The organism is Streptomyces sp. PR69, from assembly GCF_026420845.1.
In the GTDB taxonomy this organism is placed as follows: Bacteria; Actinomycetota; Actinomycetes; order Streptomycetales; family Streptomycetaceae; genus Streptomyces.
The window spans coordinates 1-793 of sequence record NZ_JAOWCB010000095.1 but is presented as its reverse complement, the minus strand read 5'-3'; the positions used below and the strand labels follow the sequence as shown (position 1 = coordinate 793).

Genomic DNA, 793 nt, shown 5'->3' with positions numbered 1-793 from the left:
GGGACTGTAAGACGTTCGGTGTAACTCCCGATCATGGAAGATGCATCGATGACCAGTGAGAACGTGTCCGAGTCCGAGACCGCCGAGCCCACGAAGGCTGCGTCGGTGAAGGCCGTGGACGACCAGTTGATCGACGAGCTGGTGGGCCGCGCCCAGGCCGAGGGCCTGCAGCTGACGGGCGAGGGCGGGCTGCTGCAGCAGTTGACCAAGCGGCTGCTGGAGTCCGCCCTGGAGGGCGAGATCACCGACCATCTCGGCTATGACAAGCACGATCCGGCCGGCAAGGACGGCGGCAACTCCCGCAACGGCAAACGCTCCAAGACCGTCCTGACCGATGTCGGGCCGGTGGAGATAACCGTGCCCCGCGATCGGGACGGCTCTTTCGAACCGAAGATCGTGAAGAAGCGGCAGAAACGACTGACCGGCGTCGACGAGATGGTCATCTCACTGGCCGCGAAGGGCCTGACCACCGGCGAGGTCCTGGCTCACCTGGCAGAGGTCTATGGCGCCGAGGTCTCCCGCCAGACCATCTCCACCATCACCGACAAAGTCCTCGAGAGCATGGCCGAATGGCAGAGTCGCCCCCTCGACGCCGTCTACCCGGTGGTCTTCATCGACGCCATCCACGTGAAAATCCGCGACGGCGCGGTCGCCAACCGGCCCATCTACGTGGCCCTGGCCGTCACCGCCGAGGGCCGTCGCGAGATCCTGGGGCTGTGGGCCGGCGACGGCGGCGAGGGCGCCAAGCACTGGCTGCACATCCTCACCGAGATCAAGAACCGCGGCGTCAGCG

Annotated in this window: 1 protein-coding gene; it reads left to right on the top strand. The window is 66.2% G+C overall.

Going from position 1 to position 793, the window contains the following annotated elements; genetic code table 11:
• Positions 1–48: 48 nt before the first annotated feature.
• On the top strand, positions 49–793 hold a 745-nt coding region (locus OF819_RS29050; RefSeq protein WP_267246636.1), incomplete at its 3' end, for an IS256 family transposase.